This is a genomic window from Gilvimarinus sp. 1_MG-2023 (assembly GCF_030548285.1).
The window spans coordinates 63535-84314 of the sequence record NZ_JAUOSC010000004.1 but is presented as its reverse complement, the minus strand read 5'-3'; the positions used below and the strand labels follow the sequence as shown (position 1 = coordinate 84314).

Here is a 20780-nt window from a genome sequence, read left to right as displayed (position 1 = left end):
CTTTCTTAGCAGGCACACGCTAAAAGCGTGCACCCAAAAAATCTAAAGCGGCTTACGCTTTAAATTCAGCACGGCCTTTATAAGGCGCAGTACCATTCAACTCAGCTTCAATACGCAGCAGACGGTTGTACTTAGACACGCGGTCTGAACGACACAGTGAACCGGTTTTGATTTGACCGGCAGAGGTCGCTACGGCCAAATCGGCAATGGTGGTGTCTTCGGTTTCGCCAGAGCGGTGCGAGATAACGGCGGTGTAGCCGGCGTCTTGCGCCATCTTGATGGCATCCAGAGTTTCAGATAGAGAACCGATTTGGTTGAATTTAATCAATATCGAGTTAGCGATTTTCTTGTCGATGCCTTCTTGCAAAATTTTGGTGTTGGTTACGAACAAGTCGTCGCCCACCAACTGGATTTTGTCGCCCAGGATTTTGGTTTGGTAAGCCCAACCGTCCCAGTCGCTTTCGTCCAGGCCATCTTCGATAGAGATGATGGGGTATTTGTTGGTCAGCTCGGCCAGATAGTCACTGAAGCCTTCGGCGTTGAAGGTTTTGCCTTCGCCCGACAGGTTGTACTCGCCATCTTTGTAGAATTCAGAGGCGGCGCAATCCAGAGCCAGGGTCACGTCTTCACCCAGCTTGTAACCGGCATTGGCAACGGCGGTGCCGATAACAGCCAGCGCTTCTTCGTTGGATGGCAGGTTGGGGGCAAAACCACCTTCGTCACCCACAGCGGTGTTCAGGCCTTTTTCGTTCAGCACTTTTTTCAGCGCGTGGAAAATTTCGGCACCTACTTGCAGAGCCTCGGCAAAGGTTTTGGCACCGACTGGCTGAACCATAAACTCTTGAATATCGACGTTATTGTCGGCGTGCTCACCACCGTTAACAATGTTCATCATAGGTACGGGCATGGTGTATTTGCCAGAGGTGCCGTTAATATCGGCAATGTGCGCATACAGAGGTACATTTTTGGCAATGGCTGCGGCTTTGGCGGCGGCCAGTGACACGGCCAAAATGGCGTTGGCGCCCAATTTGGATTTGTTCTCGGTGCCGTCGGCTTCGAGCATGGCGTTATCCAGCGCGCGCTGATCGGTCGCATCCATACCCACCAAAATTGGCTTGATGGTGTCGTTAATATTGGCAACGGCTTTTAATACACCTTTACCCAAGTAACGAGACTTGTCGCCATCGCGCAGTTCGAGTGCTTCGCGTGAACCGGTAGAGGCACCGGAAGGCGCACAGGCAGAACCTACCGCACCAGATTCCAGAATCACTTCAGCGCTAACGGTGGGGTTACCGCGGCTGTCCAATACTTCAAAGGCTTTAATATCAGCAATTTTGCTCATTGAGATAAATGCTCCAATTGTCGTTTCAAATATACAGTGTGTAAAAAATTTTGTTAATCGATGACCAGTTCGGGCAAGCCCTTAACTGTGTCATCAATTGCTTTCATTTGTGTTAAAAACGGTTCTAGCTTATCCAGCGGCAAGGCGCTGGGGCCATCGCACTTGGCGTTGTCCGGGTCGGGGTGAGCTTCCAGAAACAAGCCGGCCAAACCCACCGCCATTCCGGCGCGGCCCAGTTCAGCCACCTGGTGACGGCGGCCACCGGAGGCTGCGCCCATAGGGTCGCGACACTGCAGTGAGTGGGTCACATCAAAAATCACCGGTGCACCACCACTCACGTCTTTCATGGTGGAGAAGCCGAGCATATCCACCACGAGATTGTCGTAGCCAAAGTTGCTGCCGCGATCACACAGAATGATGTTGTCGTTACCGCATTCGCGAAATTTCTCGCAGATGTTTTTCATTTGACCGGGGCTTAAAAACTGCGGCTTTTTAATATTGATCACGCTACCGGTGTCCGCCATGGCTTTCACCAAGTCGGTTTGGCGCGCTAAAAAGGCGGGCAGCTGAATGATATCGGCCACTTCAGCGACCGGAGCGCACTGATAGATTTCGTGCACATCGGTAATCACCGGCACCTTAAACGTGCTTTTGATTTCCTGAAATATCTTTAACCCTTCTTCCATGCCCGGACCGCGAAAGGAGTGAATCGAGGAGCGGTTGGCTTTGTCGAAGGAGGCTTTAAAGATATAGGGAATCGCGAGTTTTTCAGTGATTTCGGCGTAAGCTTCGGCGGTGCGCATGGCTAAATCGCGCGACTCCAGCACATTCATGCCGCCAAACAAAACGAAGGGCGCGTTATTGGCGATGTTAATCTCGCCGACTTTTACGTTTTTTACGCTCACAAATTTAATCCTTAGTGATAAGTTCTGCCCAGAGGGAAGAACGCGCCCGGCGCACCGGGCACAGACAACTTACTTACTGGCTTTGATGGCGGCGTCGACAAAGCTGGTAAACAGCGGGTGGCCATCGCGCGGGGTAGAGGTGAACTCCGGGTGGAACTGACAGGCCACAAACCAGGGGTGGTCAGCAATTTCGACCACTTCCACGAGGGTGTCGTCAGACGACCAGCCGCCGATTTTCAAACCGGCTTGTTGCAGTTGATCCACGTAGTTGTTGTTGACCTCGTAGCGGTGACGGTGGCGCTCGACAATCACATCTTGCGAGTAGATGTCGCGGGTGCGCGAGTCTTTCACCAAACGGCATTCCTGAGCGCCCAAACGCATGGTGCCGCCCAAGTCGGATTTTTCATCGCGGGTTTCTACGTCGCCCTCGGCGGTGACCCACTCGGTAATTAGGCCAATCACCGGATCTTTACAGTGGCGATCGAACTCGGTGCTGTTGGCCCCTTTAAGACCCAGCACGTTGCGAGCAAACTCAATCACCACCGACTGCATACCCAAACAAATACCCAGGTAAGGCACTTTGTTTTCGCGAGCGTAGCGCACCGCTTCCAGCTTGCCTTCAACACCGCGGTTGCCAAAACCACCGGGCACCAAAATGGCGTCGGCGTTTTGCAGAATTTGCACGCCTTCTTGTTCGATGCGCTCGGCGTCGATGTAATCCACATTTACTTTAGTGCGGGTATGAATACCGGCGTGAATCAGTGCTTCATTGAGCGACTTATAAGCGTCAAGCAGATCCATATACTTGCCAACCATGGCGACGGTCACTTCTTGCTCGGGGTTGAGCTTGCCATCAACCACGGCATCCCACTCGGATAAATCCGCAGCGCCGCATTCCAAGTTAAGGTAATCCACCACAATTTGATCCAAACCAAACTCGTGCAGCAGGCGTGGAATCGCGTAAATGGTGTTGGCATCAGGCACAGGCACCACAGCCTTTTCCGGCACGTTGGTAAAGAGGGCAATTTTGCGGCGCGAGTCATCGTCAATTGAGACTTCAGAGCGACACAGCAAAACTTCGGGCTGCAAACCAATGGAGCGCAACTCTTTCACTGAGTGCTGGGTTGGCTTGGTTTTGGTTTCACCAGCGGTGGCAATATAGGGCACCAGTGTTAAGTGCACCAACATGGCGTGTTGTGGCCCCAACTCGACCTTGAGCTGACGCACAGCCTCGAGGAAAGGTTGAGATTCGATATCACCTACAGTGCCACCAATTTCAACCAGTGCCACATCGACATCGCGTCCGCCTTCGAGAATTCGGCGTTTAATTTCGTCGGTAATGTGGGGAATCACCTGTACGGTGCCGCCCAAATAATCGCCGCGGCGCTCTTTGCGCAGCACGGTTTCGTAAACACGACCGGTAGTAAAGTTGTTGCGGCGAGTCATCCGGTTGCGAATAAAGCGCTCGTAATGACCCAGGTCGAGGTCGGTTTCGGCCCCGTCTTGGGTGACGAACACCTCACCGTGCTGGAACGGGCTCATGGTGCCCGGATCCACATTAATGTAGGGGTCGAGTTTCATGATGGTGACCGCTACGCCACGGGATTCCAAAATGGCGGCCAGAGAGGCCGAGGCAATGCCTTTACCCAGCGAGGAAACCACACCACCGGTAACGAAAATATATCGCGTCATGTATAGCCTTGTAGAGCTTAAGCGTTAGAGAAATCGTAGGGAGAGTGGCGGGCAATACCGGCACACTCGCAGCACACCTTTTGCCTTAGTTGCCCAAATTTAAGGGCTTTTCAGAGGCTGAGGGAAGGTGCTTATAGAGCCTTTACTTCAGGCCCATAGATGGGGCGCCAGAATACCAGAAAGCGGACTCGGGCTCAATCAAAAAGAGAGGTTTCAAACAGCGTCGAGTGTCACACAGGGGAATTCCCACTTTAAATTAGCCGCGGGTTCATCGGCGGCCGCGGCAAAGGCCTCACAGACCCACAAGTCCCCCACGGCCGCCAGCTCATTATCAATATAAATTAAGGGCACCCGAGCCCGCAGCCAAATGGGTAAAGGTTGCTCTTGCAGCAGCTTTTTCAGCCCCTGCGAGTGCCCTCGGCCTGCCGGGCGACAGCGCTCCCCCCCGCGACGCCAATCAACCACAATGTTACGCCCCATGTGCTTGCGCGCCAGTGCCCTGCCCCACAACGCCCTTGACGTATCGGCCTGGGCGTCAACCCACTGCAGATAATCGCCGCCTGGCAACAGCAATACCTGCTCTGGTTGCTGCCAGGCAATAGTCGGCTCTGGAGCCGCAACCTGTGCCGATGGCTGCCACTGCAATGGCGCGCTTAAAGCATATAAACGCTGCTGAAAACACCCCAAGAGCAGGTTTTTATTGCCCACTTGCGCGTGGCCATTTTGGCCACAGAGCAATTGCGATTGGATATCGGCCAGCAGTTGCGCACCAACGGTTTCGCCCAATCGACTGCGCAACCAATGGCGCAGCAAGTTTCGCCGGCGCGATTCGCTAAGGCCGAGCAGTGGCTCTAGCGCCACCGATACGCCCATTGGCTCTTGCCGCTCAGCCAGAGTGCTCAGGTCGAGCTGAGCCAACTCCTGCAAAAGCAGGTCGGCCTCTTGGCAGTGCTGGGCAGCCAGCGCTAGGTTTTGATCGGCCAATGGCCAGCGCTTGCGCAATGCGGGCAGTATCGTGCGGCGCAAATAGTTGCGATCAAAAGTGGTGTCGGTATTGGATTCATCCTCCACCCAGCTTAACTTGTGGCGCTCGGCATAGGCCTGCAGTGCGGCCCGATCTACCCCCAGCAGAGGTCGCTTGATGTGGCCGGCTGCGAAGGGGCGCGACCATCGCATAGCCCCAAGCCCTGTCACACCGGCGCCGCGCAACAACCGAAATAACACAGTTTCCGCCTGATCTTGACGGTGGTGGGCCAACAGCAAACCGTCGCCTGGATCCATTAACTTGGCAAACACGGCCAGCCGCGCCTTGCGGGCGCGCTCTTCAATGGCCCCCGAACCCGTTAATTGGACTTTTTCCACCACCCAATGAACGCCTAAGCTTTGGCACTGCGCTTGGCAGTGTGCTTGCCAAGTATCGGCGTTGGCCGACAAACCGTGGTTGACGTGTACTGCCATCACGGCTTGTCCTCCGACCTGCGATTGCAAAGCGTGCAGCAGCACCGTGGAGTCTAACCCTCCACTAAAGCCCACTAACCAACGCCGTGATGGCTGGGAGTGAAGCACTTGTTGCAACCGCTGCTGAATCTCATCTGTCATAACCGCATTAAACCTCAGCGGCATTTATTGGGGCAAGCATTGCGACTAAAACAATGGCGCTATGCTTGCGTAGCGGCCGGACAATGGGTAGTGTTTCAACCCATTAGTAACACAACACTGGGGAATTATGAGCACTGACCGCAACCGGCATACACAGCCCTTTGGCACTTGGCCCTCGCCTATTTCAGCCAGCACACTCACCAGCAACGCACTGCGTTTGTCTGATCCGCAGGTTTGCGAACAAACCGTGTACTGGATTGAAACGCGAGCCGATGAGGGCGGGCGCAGCGTGCTGATGCAACAACGCTTAGGTGGCGAAGTGCGCGAGCTTTTGGATGCCAGCGCCAGTGTACGGTCACGTGCACACGAGTATGGCGGCGCGGCTTATTTGGCCACTCCAGAGGCGGTATTTGCGGTTTTCGATCAAGACGAACGGGTGTATAAAATTGCGCTGCGACAGGGACATTCACTCACCCCTGTGGCTCTCACCGATACCGGGCCATATCGTTATACCGATTTTAGTTACGACCCAAGCCGCCAGCGCTTAATCGCAGTACGCGAAGACCACAGTGGTCAAGGCGAGGAACGTGCCGACATTGTTGCCATTGACACCACCGGTGAACACGCGCCCACCGTACTGATAACCGGCGAGGACTTTTACAGCAACCCACGCCTTAGCCCGGATGGGCGCACTCTGGCGTGGCTATCCTGGACGCACCCCAATATGCCCTGGGATAGCACTCAACTGCACTTGGCCGATGTAGCAAGTAATGGCGAATTAAATAATGCACGGATTATTGCCGGCAATATCGCCAACAACAAAGCAGACAGCATTACCGACCAGCACAAAGCCTCTATTTTTCAGCCCAGCTGGAGCCCAGAGGGCGAACTGTTTTACGTTAGCGACACCAATGGCTGGTGGAACCTGCACCACTTTGACGGGGAACATAGCCGCAACATTGTCGCGATGGAGGCCGAGTTCGCCACCCCACAATGGGTGTTTGGCATGTCGACATACAGTTTTATCGATAACGATAAAATCATCTGCTGCTTTAGCCAAAATGGCTTGTGGTCACTGGGATTGATCACTCGTAACAAGATCAACCGAGGCTTTAAATTCAGCGCTCTGGCAACACCACTTACGGACATCAGTGCACTAGCCGCCAACTCTGATCACGTTGTATTTCTCGGCGCCAGCACCGAGCGCACAAGCAGCCTTTACCACTTGCTGAGCCAGTCCATCGGCCACAAAGCGGCGCCCCCATTGCAAATGCTGCGCCGCTCACAGGCAGACTTAGTGGATGCCGAATATTTTAGTGCCGCCCAGGCCATTGAATTCCCCACCAGCGATGGCGAAACCTGCCATGGGTTTTACTACCCGCCGGTTAATCCCGAATACTGCGGAGCGGATAATCAAAAGCCGCCGCTGTTGGTTATTTGTCACGGCGGGCCCACGGGCGCCACCAGCGCCGCGCTTAACTACAAGGTTCAGTTTTGGACTTCGCGCGGCTTTGCCGTGTTGGATGTTAATTACCGTGGCAGTACCGGCTACGGCCGCCCCTATCGCGACCGATTAAAACAACACTGGGGGGTTACTGACGTGATTGACGTTGCCAGTGGTGCACAGCATTTGGTGGATCAAGGCTTGGCCGACAAACACAAGTTGATTATTCGCGGCTCCAGCGCCGGAGGTTATACCGTACTGGCAGCGCTCACGTTTACCGACACCTTTGCCGCGGGCGCCAGCCTCTATGGCATTGGCGACTTATCGGCTCTGGCGGATGACACCCACAAGTTTGAGTCGCGCTATTTAGACTCGCTCATTGGCCCCTACCCCGAACAACAATCGGTGTACCAACAGCGCTCACCATTGCATCATATCGATCAGCTTACTTGCCCGGTGATTTTTTTACAGGGTTTAAAAGATAAAATTGTACCGCCCGCGCAAGCCGAAAAAATGGTGCAGGCATTACAAGAAAAAGGCATTGCTACCGAATATGTGACTTTTGCCGATGAAGGCCACGGCTTTCGCAGCGCCGACGCTATTGAAGAGGCCTTTGACCGAGAACTCAATTTTTACATCAACCATTTACAACTGACAGAGGCGGGTTAATCGTGGGTAGATGGCGAGCCCCGCGCCCCAAAGGCTCCACCTATATTACGCCCGAAGGGGCCGAAGTATTGCGCGCCGAGGTGCGTCAGCTGTGGAAGGTTGAGCGCCCCAAGGTCACCGATGTGGTACACGAGGCGGCTAAAAACGGTGACCGATCCGAAAACGGCGATTATATTTACGGCAAAAAAAGACTGCGAGAAATCGACTCGCGCGTGCGCTTTTTAACCAAGCGGTTAGAAGCGCTCACGATCGTTGAGCGCATTCCAGACGATACAACTCGAGTGTACTTTGGCGCCTGGGTTACACTGGAAAGCGAAGATGGCAACACGGTTTGTTACCGCATCGTCGGGCCCGATGAGTTTAATGTGCAAGACGGTAAGATTAGTATGGACTCTCCGCTCGCGCGCGCCATGCTCAAAAAGCAAGTGGACGACGAAGTTGTAATACGCAACGAACAGGGCGAGCAGGTTTATTATATTGAAAAGATCGAATATCAAAAGCCGGGGCGCTAACCGTCATCGCGCTTAACGCTGCACCGTAACGCCAACACCAAAAGCCCCAGCGCCCTTAAGCGCGGGGGCTTAACCAAGCTTAATTACAGATCATCGCTTGAATATCTGCAATGACCGGCGTGTCGGTCGTATTGGTGGTAATACGAACTTTTGCTCCGTTTAAGGTGACATACATAGAGCCACCCGAACTAAACTGAGGAGTCGTTAGACGCGATATTTCGCCACCCACCATCTCAAACACCAGCTCTGTACCGGCCACATCAATCGCAAAGTTACCATCCGCTTTTGCGGTTAACGTTTGCCCCGTGATCTCCGCATTTGCCTCAGCACCTGTCGCTTCACGATAACAGTTATTGCCATTATCGACACTATCGCCCAAGTAGTTATAGGCGGTGAACAGGCCGTCCGCAGCAATATAATAGTACTGCTCGTCATCACCATTGCTCACATCGTACAGCCCTACAACTGCACTGTAGTCATCTGAACTTGAGCCAGAGGAGGATACTGGTTGCGAGCTTGAAGAATTGGTTGTGTTGTCGGAAGAAGACCCGCTGCCGCATGCAGCCAGGGCTGATACCGCGCAACAACCTAAGAGAAAAGTACGAATTTGAAACATAACCACTCCATCAATCATCCATAATAATAAAATAGAAATGCCGAGCACGAACAAGCCGCCGCTGATGACTCGCCAGCAGCGAAAATTAGCTTAAAGAGGGGTTTTACCATGTGGAGAAAACATCCCTATCGTGACAGCAATTCCTTCGCACATTGTACGCAAGACTCACTCAACGTTCAATCCATACCGACAGGAAGCACTCGTTTTTATACAAAGAGAATAAACGACAACACTGAGCTTTGGACACTCAAAAAATCACTGAATCCTAATCGACAACACCTGCTATAATCGGAAAAACCTTCTGAGCCGTAGTCAGCAAATGTCCATTCCTCTTGTTACCCACCCGGCCTATTCTTTTCCCTTTCCCGGACGGCATCGATTCCCTATGGAAAAGTTTGCCTTGCTGAACACCTATTTAGCAGAGCGCGGAATACTGACCCCAAACAATACATTTCGGCCCGGCCAAGCAAGTGCGAAGATTTTACACAGTGCTCACTGCCCCGATTATGTGCGCCGCTTTTGCCACAACGAACAATCGCCACAAGAAGTTCGCCGTATGGGTTTACCTTGGAGCGAAGCCCTTCGCAAGCGCACGCTTATATCACCTAACGGAACTTTATTAACAGCGCATTTAGCACTGAGCAACGGCATTGCCTGCCACCTTGCCGGCGGAACTCATCATGCCCATTACAACTTTGCCTCTGGGTTTTGTATATTGAATGATTTGGCTATAACCGCACAAACGCTACTGGCGCAAAATAAAGCGCGGAAGGTGTTAATTTTCGATTGCGACGTACACCAAGGTGACGGCACGGCTGCCATACTTGCCAGCGAGCCTCAAGCATTCACTTGCTCCATTCACTGCGAAAAAAACTTCCCTGCATGCAAAGCGATCAGTGATTTGGATATTGCACTCGCCAAGGGCACCAATGACACCGAATATTTAGAGGTTCTTACTCAGACTCTCACGGCGTTAATTAAAACCGAACAGCCGGATTTAATTTTGTACGATGCCGGGGTTGATATTTACACACAAGATCCTTTAGGTTTGCTGAACATCAGTGAGAAAGGAATTGGCGAGCGCGATTACCGCGTGCTGGAAATATGTAAAAGTTATGCCATACCTGTTGCTACGGTTATCGGTGGCGGCTATGACGATGACCGCAAGGCACTGGCAAAAAGGCACGCTTTGGTTGTTGAGCAGGCTCACCGCTTATGGTGCAATAAAAACTATTAAACACGCATCAACCTCTAAAAACCAGGCCTTTTTCGCGGTAATCCTGTACAAAAATACCATAAGCACCATCGGCTAAAGTATCGCGAATAAGGTGCTGATCATCCAATTTACCTGACTCGACCTGCTCTAAATCTATAATTTTTTCTCGCGGCAGCGCCTCGCCACCTTGGCTTAGCAAAATCACTTTTGGCAGGTGGCGGTAGCGTTTATTGGCCTCTAGCACGATACCGATATAACCATTTTTTAACTCAACGATACTACCCGGTGGATACAGTCCAACACTTTTAATAAAAGCCAAGGCTAAACGCTCATCGAAATGAGTGGCGCGATCTTGATAGATGTTTTTTAAGGCTTGAGTAGTAGTAATGGCCGGAGCGTAACAACGCTCGGCCGTCATAGCATCGTAGGCATCAACAATTGAGATAATTCGGGAAAACTCTGAAATGCCGGCCGAGGTTAGTTTACGCGGATAACCATTGCCATCCATGCGCTCGTGATGACTGTAGGCTACATCCACCGCAGCATTGGCAACGCCAGGTGAAGCCAGTAAAAGATTGCGACCATGAATCACATGCGCCTTCATTTGCTTCCATTCTTTTGGACTCAGCTTGCCGGGCTTATTAAGCACCTCATCGGGAATGCGCATTTTACCTACATCGTGTAACAAGCCACACAGCCCCAGAGTTTCCAGCTCGGCCTCACTCAGCCCTAGGTGGCGACCAAAAGCGATGGCGAGGATACACACATTAAGGCAATGCTCGGCGGTGTAATTGTCCTGATTGCGAATTTTAGTCATCCACAACAAAGCATCGGGGTTGCGTAAGATACTATCGACACAGGATTTTACGGTGGCCTTAGCCTGTTCGTTGTTGATAGTGCCACCGAGACGAATATCATCCACCAGCGTTTTGGTCAGACGTCGCGCCTCGCGGAAAACACCCGTTGCCTGGCGATGCTCATCCTCGGCAGAGATCTTATTAATGTAAGTGGTTTTGGCTCTGGCCGTGCCTAATTCACCGCGCTCTTCAGGGGGCACCCATGTAGGCTCAACCGCATCCACCCAAACATGTTGGCAATATTCGGCAACAGTTTCAATATCGCCTTGTGATTCCAACAAAAAACCCTGCATTAAAAAGGGGGTATCTAACCAATCGCGGTCTAATTTAGACACATACATGCCCACTCTCAGTTCGGACACTGAGATTTTAATACTGCGCTTACTTTTATCGTAAAAGCCGGGCTTTATTTGTCGAAAGTCTGTCACTCAGACTCCTTTATTCTGCGAGTATCCCCAGTACACTATAGCTAATTCACACGACAGGCGCGCCCACAGCTTTCTATTAGAAAAGCTCACCCGATAGCCAACCACAATAGGCGAGCGTCAACCGAGACAGCCCTGTATTTAGAGCCTCTGTGGCTATTTACCTTAAGAAAATGGCGGTCGACAACCGAGGTTTACTGACATCAAGTCGAGACGACAATACTTCTGTCACAAACTACAAACCTTGAGATTTAGCTTGCTCCCACAGCCTATCCATTTCTGGCAAAGTCATGCTTGCCAGGGACTCAGAGGCGTTTGCTTCTATATAGCGAAAACGGCGCTCAAATTTTTGATTGGCCCGGCGCAAAGTGCCTTCTGGGTCTTGCTTTAAGGTACGACTGATATTCACCACGGCAAACAAAAGGTCGCCAATTTCTTCTTCCACCGCCTGCATATTGCCAGCAGCCAATGCTTGTTCTACTTCTTGCAGCTCTTCTCGCACTTTGGCAATAGGGCCCTGTACATCCTCCCAGTCAAATCCGGTACGAGCGGCGCGTTTTTGTAATTTGGCCGCCCGGGTTAAAGCCGGTAGATTGAGTGGAACATCGTCCAGCGTGCCACGCACGCCTTTGGCTTCACGCTCTTCTTGTTTAATATCTTCCCAGCGCTGCTTAATCTCGGCTTCCTCTGCCGGTCGGTCACCGTAGCGCTCACGCAAACTCTCATCGGGAAACACATGGGGATGACGGCGTACCAGCTTGGCCACCAGAGTATCGACGACCTGATGGAAATCAAAGCGGTGCTCCTCTGCCCCCAGCTGACTGTAAAAAATCACCTGAAACAGTAAATCACCTAACTCTTCTTTTAAGTGGTCCAGATCTCCACGCTCAATAGCGTCGGCCACCTCGTAGGCCTCTTCAATGGTCGAGGGCACGATGGTTTGGTAGCTTTGCTTTACATCCCAAGGGCAACCGTCGACAGGGTCGCGCAGGCGCTGCATTAAGTAGATGAGGTCGTTTAGGGTGTAGGTTGTGGATGACATTGGGATTCCTATTTAACTGGACGCTGGACGCTGGACGCTGGACGCTGGACGCTGGACGCTGGACGCTGGACGCTGGACGCTGGACAATTTTTGCGTGAGCTTTACAATCCGTCAAGCGCGGCGTCCGGTTTTATCGGCGTCCGGCGTAATGCGTGCCGCTAGCTCACAGCTTCCTTCGGGCCGTGGCAATATTGGGCAATTGATTCAGGCGTGTCAGCACCCGGCTGAGCTCTTCAAAGCCGCGTATTTCTACGGTAATTTGCATGTCCACTGTGTTTTTGCGCTTATCGGACAGGGTTTGCATAGCGCTGATGTTAATACTTTCGTGGTCCAGCAATGAGGTGATGTCCCGCAACAAGCCTGTGCGATCGTAGGCTTCAATCATAACGTCCACCGAGTAACTGCTTTGCGGAGTCGCGCCCCAATCAACGGTGATAATTCGCTCTGGCTCATCGGATTGCAGTTGTAGTAAGTTGCTGCAATCGGAGCGATGTATTGAAACCCCGCGCCCCAGGGTAATGTAGCCGGTAATCGCGTCCCCGGGCACCGGGGTACAGCAAGTGGCTATTTGAGTCAGCAGGTTGCCCACCCCTTCGATAAAAACGTCGGAGTCTTTTTTCTTTTTGGGTGATTTGGCTTTAAACGGAATGACATCTTGCTTGGGGTTTTTCGCATCGATTAACCGCTGGGCCGCACTTAACACCTGCCCAACGCCGATATCACTGGCGCCAACCGCGGCGTAAAGATCGTCCAGCGAATGCATGTTCAGCTTTTGCGCCAAGGCATCAAAGTCAAAATCGTGCACGGCAATGCGCTTAAACTCGCGATCCAGCAATGCCTGCCCTTCTGCTATATTGTCGTCGCGCGCCTGCACCTTAAACCAGTGCTGAACTTTGGCGCGAGCGCGGGCTGTATTGACGTAACCCAAGGCCGGCGACAGCCAATCGCGGCTCGGCGCTTCGCGCTTGCCGGTTAAAATCTCGACCTGATCGGCAGTATTCAAATGATAATTAAGCGGTACGATACGGCCATTTACCTTGGCCCCGCGGCAGCGGTGGCCCACATCGGTGTGAATACGGTAGGCAAAATCGAGCGGTGTGGCGGTATGAGGCAAATCCACCACATGCCCCTCAGGGGTAAAGACGTAAATGCGATCCTGATCGAAGGATTTTAAATCGTCCTGTAGCTGTTCGCTGTCACCCCCGAGTTCATCGTGCCATTCGAGCACTTGACGCAACCAGGCAATTTTTTGCTCGTAACCATCTTGCTCACTGTGGGTGTCAGTGCCCTTATAGCGCCAATGAGCACACACGCCGAGCTCGGCTTCGTCATGCATGGCAAAGGTGCGCACCTGAATTTCCAACACTTTATTTTCGGGGCCGATGACCGCGGTGTGCAAAGAGCGATAACCGTTTTCTTTGGGCGAGGCGATATAGTCGTCAAACTCGTGCGGGATGTTGCGCCATAAACTGTGCACAATGCCTAAAACGGTGTAACAGTCGCGCACGCTGGGCACTAAGATGCGCACGGCACGAATATCGTAAACCTGAGAAAAACCGATACCTTTGCGGCGCATTTTGCGCCAGATGCTGTAAATATGCTTGGCGCGACCGGCCACTTCGCCGTCAATATTGGCGTCGGTCAGCTCCGTTCGAATCAGGCTTAGCACCTGCTCAATGTATTCCTGGCGCGCAATGCGACGCTCATCCAGCAGCGAAGCAATTCGTTTGTAATCGGCAGGCTCCAGATACCGGAAAGAGAGGTCTTCTAATTCCCATTTAATGTGGCCGATACCAAGGCGATGGGCGAGTGGCGCATACACATCGGACACTTCGCGGGCAACCTGGCGACGCCGGGTTGGCGAGGCGGTTTTAACGGCACGGATGGCGCAGGTGCGCTCGGCCAGTTTGATCAAGGCGACGCGAACGTCGTCCACCATGGCCACCAGCATTTTGCGGATGTTATCGGCTTGCTCATCGGACTGTTTACCGAATACACGCTCTTCCGACTCGCACCGTTGATAGGCGATAGCGGCCATGCGCAGTACGCCTTTAATGAGCTTGGCAACCATTTCACCAAACTGACTCTCAACTTCTTTAAGGGTCAGTTTCTCTTCGCGCACCGCGCGGTAAAGCACGGCGGCAACGAGGGTATCTTGATCTAACTGCAGATCAGCGAGGATTTCGGCCATTTCCAGGCCAATTCGAAAACAACTAACGCCTTCCCCCCAGCGATGTGGCGCCACACTGGGCAGCGTATCGACACTCTGACACAGCTCGCCGGCGCGCTTAATTTCGCTTAGGGCCGCGGGCGGTTGTTGCTCAATGCCTTCCAACCTGTGTAACCAGGCATCAATATCGACACTGCCATCCTCGGCAATGGGATGATCTTGGCGGACTTTTACCATAATCTATTCGCTTTTACTGCGTCTGGTTGTCGTAATTTGTTGCCGCAGCTCAGTTAATATGAGCCTTTACGGGGTCCGTAACGCTTAACTTATATTAGACGTTATAGGCGGCCAAAAGTTGCAATCCAGATGGTACGGCCCAACCTTGGGCGGATTGTAAGCGAGGCTATGGTAGCTATTTCGGGGGGTTTATCAAGCCCACAACAAAGGTTATGGGCTGCATATGGCTTATTAGCGGGGGCTAAGTTAGGACTTGCTCACCTCGATAGCCTTGCCTGCCATATCCTTTTTTATTTGAACAAAAGAAAAACGCAGATCTAAAGTGCCGCTGGTGACCAGGGTAAAGGGTTGTAAAATTCGGTAAAAGAACTCTTCCGGCGGCAATACCAAACCGAAATCAGAGCCGACATCTGGGAACAGTGCAACCGGAACCACTACCTGCGCCCAACCTGTACCGGCCAGCGAGCTAATGGTGTCAGTGATATCCAAATCAGAGTTACTATTAGGACCGCAGCCCAAGCGCAGCATGACAGGTGCAGACGGCGCGCTGTCGACTCTTACCTCAAAGACCAATGCGCCATTGTTGTCTAAATAATCCACCAGCACCTGGCGATCGCGACTGCCCAGTGCCACTGAGCCTTCACCTTCGCCGTTCCAAACCACCCTGCGCGCGTCTTCTTGCATGTCGCGATCCACGGCGGTGGCCGTGACACTGGTGGTTTGCGCGTAATTGCCCGTCATAATGACGGAGTCGTTCTTACACCCTTCAAGCATTAGCCTGAACGGATCAATAGGGCGACGATTAAACACCGGCAATTCATCCAGCGCTTCAAAGCTTGCGTCGTACTCCTCGGGCAGATCATCGATCAGTGTGTCTGTCTCGCCATAACTCAAACCATAGCCATAAGCAAAAAGCGGCGCATAGTCTTTATCATCGCGATTGAGCGGCACCTGATCGGGGTTTTGCGGCCAAGAAAACGTCAACTTACCTTTTATAGGGTGTACAATTTGATCATTACTATCGGTGAAGAGCACATCCCCCACCCCAGCACCTTCGGTGCCAGGAGTCCAGATCACCACAAAAGCATCCGAGGCATTGAGCTCCCGGTTAACCCAAAGCGGGCGCCCGGTTAAAAATAACGAAACAACCGGAATGCCCTCGGCTTTTAATTTTTTGAGCAGAGCCCAATCGCGTCCAGCGGATTCTTTATAGAGCAAGTTCTGCACATCGCCTTGCATTTCGGCATAGGGGGATTCACCCCACACGACAATGGCAACATCGGGCTTGGTCGTGTATTCGCCGTCGACATTAAACTCTACGGCGCCGGAGCCGGCATTAACCGCTGCCTGAATTCCATCGAGAATGGAGGTGGAACCGGGGAAATCTTCACGGGTGGTGCCCGTACCCTGCCAAGTCACCGACCAACCGCCAGCTTGCTTGGAGAGATTGTCGGCCCCATCGCCCGCCACCAACACACGCTGATTGGGGCTAAGCGGCAAGAGTTTGTTTTTATTTTTCAGTAACACCAGCGACTCACGCACCGCTTGGCGCGCCACGGCCCGATGTTCGGGGGCCCCAATTAAATCGTCACGACCAGCCAGTGGACGCTTGGACGGTTTTTCGCGCTCGAACAATCCGGCTCGCAACTTTACCCGCAGAATACGACGCACGGCATCGTCGGCCCGGCTCATTGGAATAACGCCCGATTTAATTTGCTCAACGGTGTTGGCGAATAGGACTTTCCAATCCGGATCGGGCACCATAAAAATATCCAACCCCGCGTTAATTGCCTGCGGGCAATCAAGCACACTGGCCCCTTCGATAAAACCGTGCCCGTTCCAATCGCCCACGACCAACCCATCGAAGCCCATGGTATCTTTAAGTACCGTAGTTAAAAGATATTGATGACCGTGTAACTTTTCGCCGTGCCAGCTGTTAAACGATGCCATCACACTTTGCACGCCGGCCTCAATCGCACTGATATAACCGGCGCCGTGCAGTCGACACAAATCGTCTTCGTTATCGACACAATCGCCACGATCAATGCCATTAATGGTTCCGCCGTCGCCAATAAAATGTTTTGCGGTGGCAATAACGTGCTGCTCATTAAGAAAGTCAGCAGTATCGCCCTGCCCCTGTAAACCTTCCACCATTTTGCCCGCATAAGCGCGAACAACTTCTGGGTCTTCGGAATAGGATTCGTAGGTGCGGCCCCAGCGATCGTCGCGTGCAACCGCTACCGTGGGCGAGAAATCCCAGTCAATGCCAATGGCGGCAATCTCGCGTGCAGTCACCTCACCAATTTGACGGATTAGTTCAGGGTTGTGAGTAGCACCCAGCGCGATATTGTGAGGAAACAGTGTTGCCCCCACTACATTACCCACTCCGTGCACGGCATCTGTGCCCCACATCATCGGCACATAGACTTTGCCGTCGGTGCCATCCGCCGCCGCATCAAAAAACGTATCGGCCAAAGCCACCCAGTCCGACGCTTTCGCATAGCGATCGTTATTAGGTACTGAGCCGCCGCCATTTAAGACTGAGCCTATATGATATTGTTTGATATCGTCGGTGGTAACTTGTTTGATTTCAGGCTGAATCATCTGCCCGACTTTTTCTTCCACGCTCATCGTCGCCAGAATGTCATTAATGCGAGTTTCGATGGCGGCGTCAGTTGTTACCACGCTTGTGACTTTGGGCCAGGGCACGCTTTCCTCCGGTGGTTTTTTTGATCGTCAGGATTTTTTATTTTTTAATCACTCGCTTTCTTACTCGCTAAGCTCAGTGAATTTAAGCCGAACTATAACATTGTTGACAGCGCTGTCAATTCAAATTAGACTGCTTCGCAAATTGTAACGATAACATTTGGCAATTGCGGCTCAGCCACCGTAAACACTCGGTTTTTAATGAAAATCAGCGCTTTGGAGACAGGCCCACATGAGCATTATTTTAGTTGCGGATATCGGTGGAACTAACGGCCGTTTTGGCTTAGTAAACGCTTGCAATCACGAGAAAGGTTATCTGGCCGAGCGGCAAATTAGCCTGCCCAGCGGAGAGTACGCAACTCTGGCAGATATGATTCGCGATTATATAAAGCAAGCCGATGTCGCCATGCCTAAATTCGCTTGCCTGGCGATTGCTGGCCCCATTCAAGATGGCCACGTCAAAGTCACCAACCTCAACTGGGAATTTTCAATTTCGCAGTTGCGTGATGAACTCAACATGCAAGCGCTGGATGTTATCAACGATTACTCCGCATTGGCCTATGCGGCACCACATTTACAGCCGGAAGACATTAAAACGTTATACAACACAGCGGCGAACCCTTATGGCCCTATTGGCGTCATGGGTCCCGGAACAGGTTTTGGCGCCGCCTTATTAGCCCCTATTAGCAGCGGCTGGAAAATCATTGCCACCGAAGGTGGACACTGCAGCTTTGCCCCAACCAATGCAACTGAAATTTCCATATTGCAAGAGCTTCGCAAAGAATTTGAGCATGTATCAATCGAGCATCTATTATCGGGACAGGGCTTGGTGCATATTTATCGTTCACTCGCGAGCATCGAGGGCATTAGTGCCTCTGACTTGTCGCCTGCGGATATCAGCGGGCAAGGTATGAGTCAAACTGACCCTCTGTGTGAACGCGCCTTACAGATTTTCTGCAATGTACTGGGCAGTGTTGCCGGCGACAAAGCGTTAAGCTGGGGCGCCATGGGCGGCATTTATTTAGGCGGCGGCATAGTGCCAAAAATTGCTGACTACCTACCGCACACTGATTTTATTCAGCGCTATCACAATAAAGGTGTGATGCGTGATTATGTGGAAAGCATACCAGTGCATATGGTCATCAATGACAAAGCCGCTTTAATCGGTTCAGCTGCCTGGCTGGTCGATACAGTCCCTGCACTTCAGTCTTAAAGCAACAATTTTTAGCGCCACTGCGAGCAGTGGCGCTAAAATATTACTTGTAAATTATTCCGCCATTCAGCGGTATGTGACACACCAGCTCAACGTCAATCATCCCTACCAAGAGCACCCATCTAAACTTTTACCACAAAAATCGACAACGAATTGTCACCAAGCTTACGTTTGGTTTTGGAAAGTGTTTTTTTAATTTAACATTCGAATAAAAATAACATTGCGCACTTTTTACCCCACCCCTATGCTGATTTATATTAAGAAAAGGAAATGAAGCCAACCGGCAATTTCCTTGTTGGCGCCTAGGGAGAAAGTCATTTGATGAAACGGATTGCCTGCCTTTGCACAATCACCGAGCCAGAAGATCATACAAGCCATTCGGAGAATGTTTTTTATATTTTCGATTCGGCGAGAAAATTCAATAAAGAACAAAATATAGTTGGTACATTTTTAGTTCTTAATAATGTGCTACTACAAATTTTAGAAGGCGAGCCGTCGGGTTTGGCTAACGTAGTATATCGTGTCAACAGAGATCCTAGAATTTCCAATGTCGCTGTTATTCTTAACACCGCAATCGAAACCCCTAGCTTTACTCGCTGGAGCATTAAGTTGCTCAGCGAACAATGTGCTGCCCACCGTACATACTTACAAAAAATTCATTCTTTGATAAACGAAAAATCTTTATTAAAAACAAATGAAGACCGAATTCGCTACAACAAAATATTCCAATCAATCTTAAGTGAAAATATAAAACAGAACCAAACCCCAGAGGAAGACTCCTACACATCGACTTCATTTAACAACACCCTACTAGGGATGAGCTCTTGGCCACGCCCCACTCAATTGCGAGTCAACGCCGGCCTTATGAAAATATGTCCGCTTTTAATTGGTCACACTATAGAGTACAAAAAGCTACTAGAACTGGAGTTGTTTAATTCCGCTCAAGAATTAAATTCCTACCTGCAACAACTCAGAGAAGCCAAAGCATTAACTATTATTCAAACTCAAGACCCCTCCAACCTTCATTCTTTTGAGGCGCACCAAAACAAAAACCAACAAACACCTCGCCCAGGCCGGTTTAGCCAAGCGTTGAAAAACTTTATCAGCGGACAAGGAATGAGGGCCAGCAAACCATGAGCAATATTTACAAGAAACTTGCTGTAGTTGGAGAGGTTGGCTCTGGCAAGACTCAACTTATTAAAACCATCAGTGAAATATCTCCTTTTGCCACTGAAGCCAAGTCCAGTGTTGATATTGGCAAAGAGTACACAACCGTTGGCATAGATTATGGCCGCTTATCGCTCAGCGAAGATATTGCTTTAGGTCTTTACGGCCTGCCCGGGCAAAAACGCTTCCAGCTACTATGGGATATGGTTCGAAATGGGTTATGGGGGCTTTTGGTTCTGACAAAATTCAATAATGAGCTTAACGTTAAATCGTTGGACAACATTCTTGAACACTTTGACCCTATTAACAACCAAATCCCACTAGTGATCGGTCTAACCCATATCGACACCGCAGAAAATGACCAAGAAATAGATCTGTTTATCGATATTATTAGCTACGCTCTCGAACAGCACGGCATTAACGCCCCTATCGTTCCGGTAGACCCACGTGACATAGAGTCATCACTGATGATTTTACAGTTGCTTGATGCACTTGAGCAATCCTCAGCAATAAATATGGAGGCAACGCAAAATGTCGTTTAACCCCGCCCTTCTGATACCGCTTCAAATTTTGTTTGAAAGTTATGCACAAAACGAGGCATTAGAAGTAATCTCATTGGCCACTACGGATGGCTTTCCCGTACACACATTTACTTCTACCAATCACGGCCTTGAGGAAGATAGTCTCAGCGCAGCTGCCAGCACTTTACACTCAGTGAGCAACGCTGTCTCCCAGCAAATACTGCGCAAGAATTTCAAAGTGGCATTTATTGAAGCTCAACAAGGTAACGTTGCTTTTGTCGACTTATCCATTGATGGCAGTAGTTATGTGCTAGTGATGTCCGCCAATGAAACACTCAACATTGCCAGCTTGCGGCTGTTGATTACACGCCTGGCCGCTGAAGTCGTAAAATTATCACCAACAACCGCTGCTGCCTCGGCTTAGGCAGTTTTTCCAGGAGAGGAATT

The 20780-nt window shown here is 51.3% G+C and carries 16 protein-coding genes; 7 read left to right on the top strand and 9 right to left on the bottom strand.

Annotation, left to right across the window (positions count from 1 at the left end; translation table 11 throughout):
- Positions 1-52: 52 nt before the first annotated feature.
- The 4 genes from eno to tilS form a co-directional block, all read right to left on the bottom strand.
- Positions 53-1342 (bottom strand): phosphopyruvate hydratase, encoded by a 1290-nt coding sequence (eno, locus tag Q4563_RS07195; protein ID WP_215976489.1) that lies wholly within the window; start codon positions 1340-1342, stop codon positions 53-55.
- A gap of 53 nt (positions 1343-1395) precedes the next feature.
- Complete coding sequence (kdsA, locus tag Q4563_RS07190; RefSeq protein WP_215976488.1) at positions 1396-2247, bottom strand: 3-deoxy-8-phosphooctulonate synthase; 852 nt, start codon at positions 2245-2247, stop codon at positions 1396-1398.
- A gap of 69 nt (positions 2248-2316) precedes the next feature.
- Positions 2317-3939: a CTP synthase gene (locus Q4563_RS07185; RefSeq protein ID WP_215976487.1), complete on the bottom strand. Its 1623-nt coding sequence runs from the start codon at positions 3937-3939 to the stop codon at positions 2317-2319.
- A gap of 213 nt (positions 3940-4152) precedes the next feature.
- A complete protein-coding gene (gene tilS / locus Q4563_RS07180; protein ID WP_303604084.1) occupies positions 4153-5538 on the bottom strand; it encodes a tRNA lysidine(34) synthetase TilS in 1386 nt (461 codons plus the stop codon).
- A 127-nt stretch (positions 5539-5665) separates the two neighbouring features.
- Here tilS and Q4563_RS07175 point away from each other — a divergent pair, with 127 nt between their 5' ends.
- Together Q4563_RS07175 and greB are read left to right on the top strand one after the other, a co-directional pair.
- A complete protein-coding gene (locus Q4563_RS07175) occupies positions 5666-7651 on the top strand; it encodes a S9 family peptidase (protein WP_303604083.1) in 1986 nt (661 codons plus the stop codon).
- Positions 7652-7653: 2 nt separating this feature from the next.
- Positions 7654-8163, top strand: a complete 510-nt coding sequence (gene greB / locus Q4563_RS07170) for a transcription elongation factor GreB (protein ID WP_215976484.1) — start codon at positions 7654-7656, stop codon at positions 8161-8163.
- A 79-nt stretch (positions 8164-8242) separates the two neighbouring features.
- Here greB and Q4563_RS07165 read toward each other — a convergent pair whose 3' ends face one another.
- On the bottom strand, positions 8243-8779 hold the full coding sequence (locus tag Q4563_RS07165) for a hypothetical protein (RefSeq protein WP_303604082.1): 537 nt from the start codon (positions 8777-8779) through the stop codon (positions 8243-8245).
- A 319-nt stretch (positions 8780-9098) separates the two neighbouring features.
- Here Q4563_RS07165 and Q4563_RS07160 point away from each other — a divergent pair, with 319 nt between their 5' ends.
- Positions 9099-10016, top strand: coding sequence for a histone deacetylase family protein (locus tag Q4563_RS07160; RefSeq protein WP_215976482.1), 918 nt, complete (start codon positions 9099-9101; stop codon positions 10014-10016).
- A gap of 7 nt (positions 10017-10023) precedes the next feature.
- On the opposite strand, the gene Q4563_RS07155 is transcribed toward Q4563_RS07160, so the two are convergent.
- The 4 genes from Q4563_RS07155 to Q4563_RS07140 form a co-directional block, all read right to left on the bottom strand.
- Entirely contained in the window at positions 10024-11280 is a 1257-nt protein-coding gene (locus Q4563_RS07155) for an HD-GYP domain-containing protein (protein WP_303604081.1), read from the bottom strand.
- Positions 11281-11512: 232 nt separating this feature from the next.
- The gene (gene mazG, locus Q4563_RS07150) at positions 11513-12319 is read right to left on the bottom strand and encodes a nucleoside triphosphate pyrophosphohydrolase (protein ID WP_215976481.1); all 807 of its coding nucleotides are present in this window, start codon (positions 12317-12319) and stop codon (positions 11513-11515) included.
- A gap of 163 nt (positions 12320-12482) precedes the next feature.
- A complete protein-coding gene (gene relA / locus Q4563_RS07145) occupies positions 12483-14726 on the bottom strand; it encodes a GTP diphosphokinase (RefSeq protein ID WP_215976480.1) in 2244 nt (747 codons plus the stop codon).
- Positions 14727-14972: 246 nt separating this feature from the next.
- Positions 14973-17435: a glycoside hydrolase family 3 protein gene (locus tag Q4563_RS07140; protein ID WP_303604080.1), complete on the bottom strand. Its 2463-nt coding sequence runs from the start codon at positions 17433-17435 to the stop codon at positions 14973-14975.
- 229 nt (positions 17436-17664) lie between these two features.
- Between Q4563_RS07140 and glk the strand changes: the two genes are divergently transcribed.
- The 4 genes from glk (at position 17665) to Q4563_RS07120 (ending at position 20757) form a co-directional block, all read left to right on the top strand.
- Positions 17665-18645, top strand: a complete 981-nt coding sequence (gene glk / locus Q4563_RS07135) for a glucokinase (RefSeq protein WP_215976478.1) — start codon at positions 17665-17667, stop codon at positions 18643-18645.
- Between the two features lie 321 nt (positions 18646-18966).
- Positions 18967-19782 (top strand): BLUF domain-containing protein, encoded by an 816-nt coding sequence (locus tag Q4563_RS07130; RefSeq protein ID WP_303604079.1) that lies wholly within the window; start codon positions 18967-18969, stop codon positions 19780-19782.
- Entirely contained in the window at positions 19779-20354 is a 576-nt protein-coding gene (locus Q4563_RS07125; RefSeq protein ID WP_303604078.1) for a GTP-binding protein, read from the top strand. The genes Q4563_RS07130 and Q4563_RS07125 overlap by 4 nt, the downstream gene beginning before the upstream one ends.
- Complete coding sequence (locus Q4563_RS07120; RefSeq protein WP_303604077.1) at positions 20344-20757, top strand: roadblock/LC7 domain-containing protein; 414 nt, start codon at positions 20344-20346, stop codon at positions 20755-20757. The genes Q4563_RS07125 and Q4563_RS07120 overlap by 11 nt, the downstream gene beginning before the upstream one ends.
- Positions 20758-20780: the final 23 nt, after the last annotated feature.

What these genes read in the sequence shown, in the direction of transcription:
- Q4563_RS07185 (WP_215976487.1), bottom strand. Translation starts at nt 3,939, where the DNA reads ATGACGCGATATATTTTCGTTACCGGTGGTGTGGTTTCCTCGCTGGGT.
- Q4563_RS07160 (WP_215976482.1), top strand. Translation starts at nt 9,099, where the DNA reads ATGTCCATTCCTCTTGTTACCCACCCGGCCTATTCTTTTCCCTTTCCC.
- relA (WP_215976480.1), bottom strand. Translation starts at nt 14,726, where the DNA reads ATGGTAAAAGTCCGCCAAGATCATCCCATTGCCGAGGATGGCAGTGTC.
- mazG (WP_215976481.1), bottom strand. Translation starts at nt 12,319, where the DNA reads ATGTCATCCACAACCTACACCCTAAACGACCTCATCTACTTAATGCAG.
- Q4563_RS07130 (WP_303604079.1), top strand. Translation starts at nt 18,967, where the DNA reads ATGAAACGGATTGCCTGCCTTTGCACAATCACCGAGCCAGAAGATCAT.
- Q4563_RS07125 (WP_303604078.1), top strand. Translation starts at nt 19,779, where the DNA reads ATGAGCAATATTTACAAGAAACTTGCTGTAGTTGGAGAGGTTGGCTCT.
- Q4563_RS07120 (WP_303604077.1), top strand. Translation starts at nt 20,344, where the DNA reads ATGTCGTTTAACCCCGCCCTTCTGATACCGCTTCAAATTTTGTTTGAA.
- tilS (WP_303604084.1), bottom strand. Translation starts at nt 5,538, where the DNA reads ATGACAGATGAGATTCAGCAGCGGTTGCAACAAGTGCTTCACTCCCAG.
- Q4563_RS07165 (WP_303604082.1), bottom strand. Translation starts at nt 8,779, where the DNA reads ATGTTTCAAATTCGTACTTTTCTCTTAGGTTGTTGCGCGGTATCAGCC.
- eno (WP_215976489.1), bottom strand. Translation starts at nt 1,342, where the DNA reads ATGAGCAAAATTGCTGATATTAAAGCCTTTGAAGTATTGGACAGCCGC.
- Q4563_RS07175 (WP_303604083.1), top strand. Translation starts at nt 5,666, where the DNA reads ATGAGCACTGACCGCAACCGGCATACACAGCCCTTTGGCACTTGGCCC.
- glk (WP_215976478.1), top strand. Translation starts at nt 17,665, where the DNA reads ATGAGCATTATTTTAGTTGCGGATATCGGTGGAACTAACGGCCGTTTT.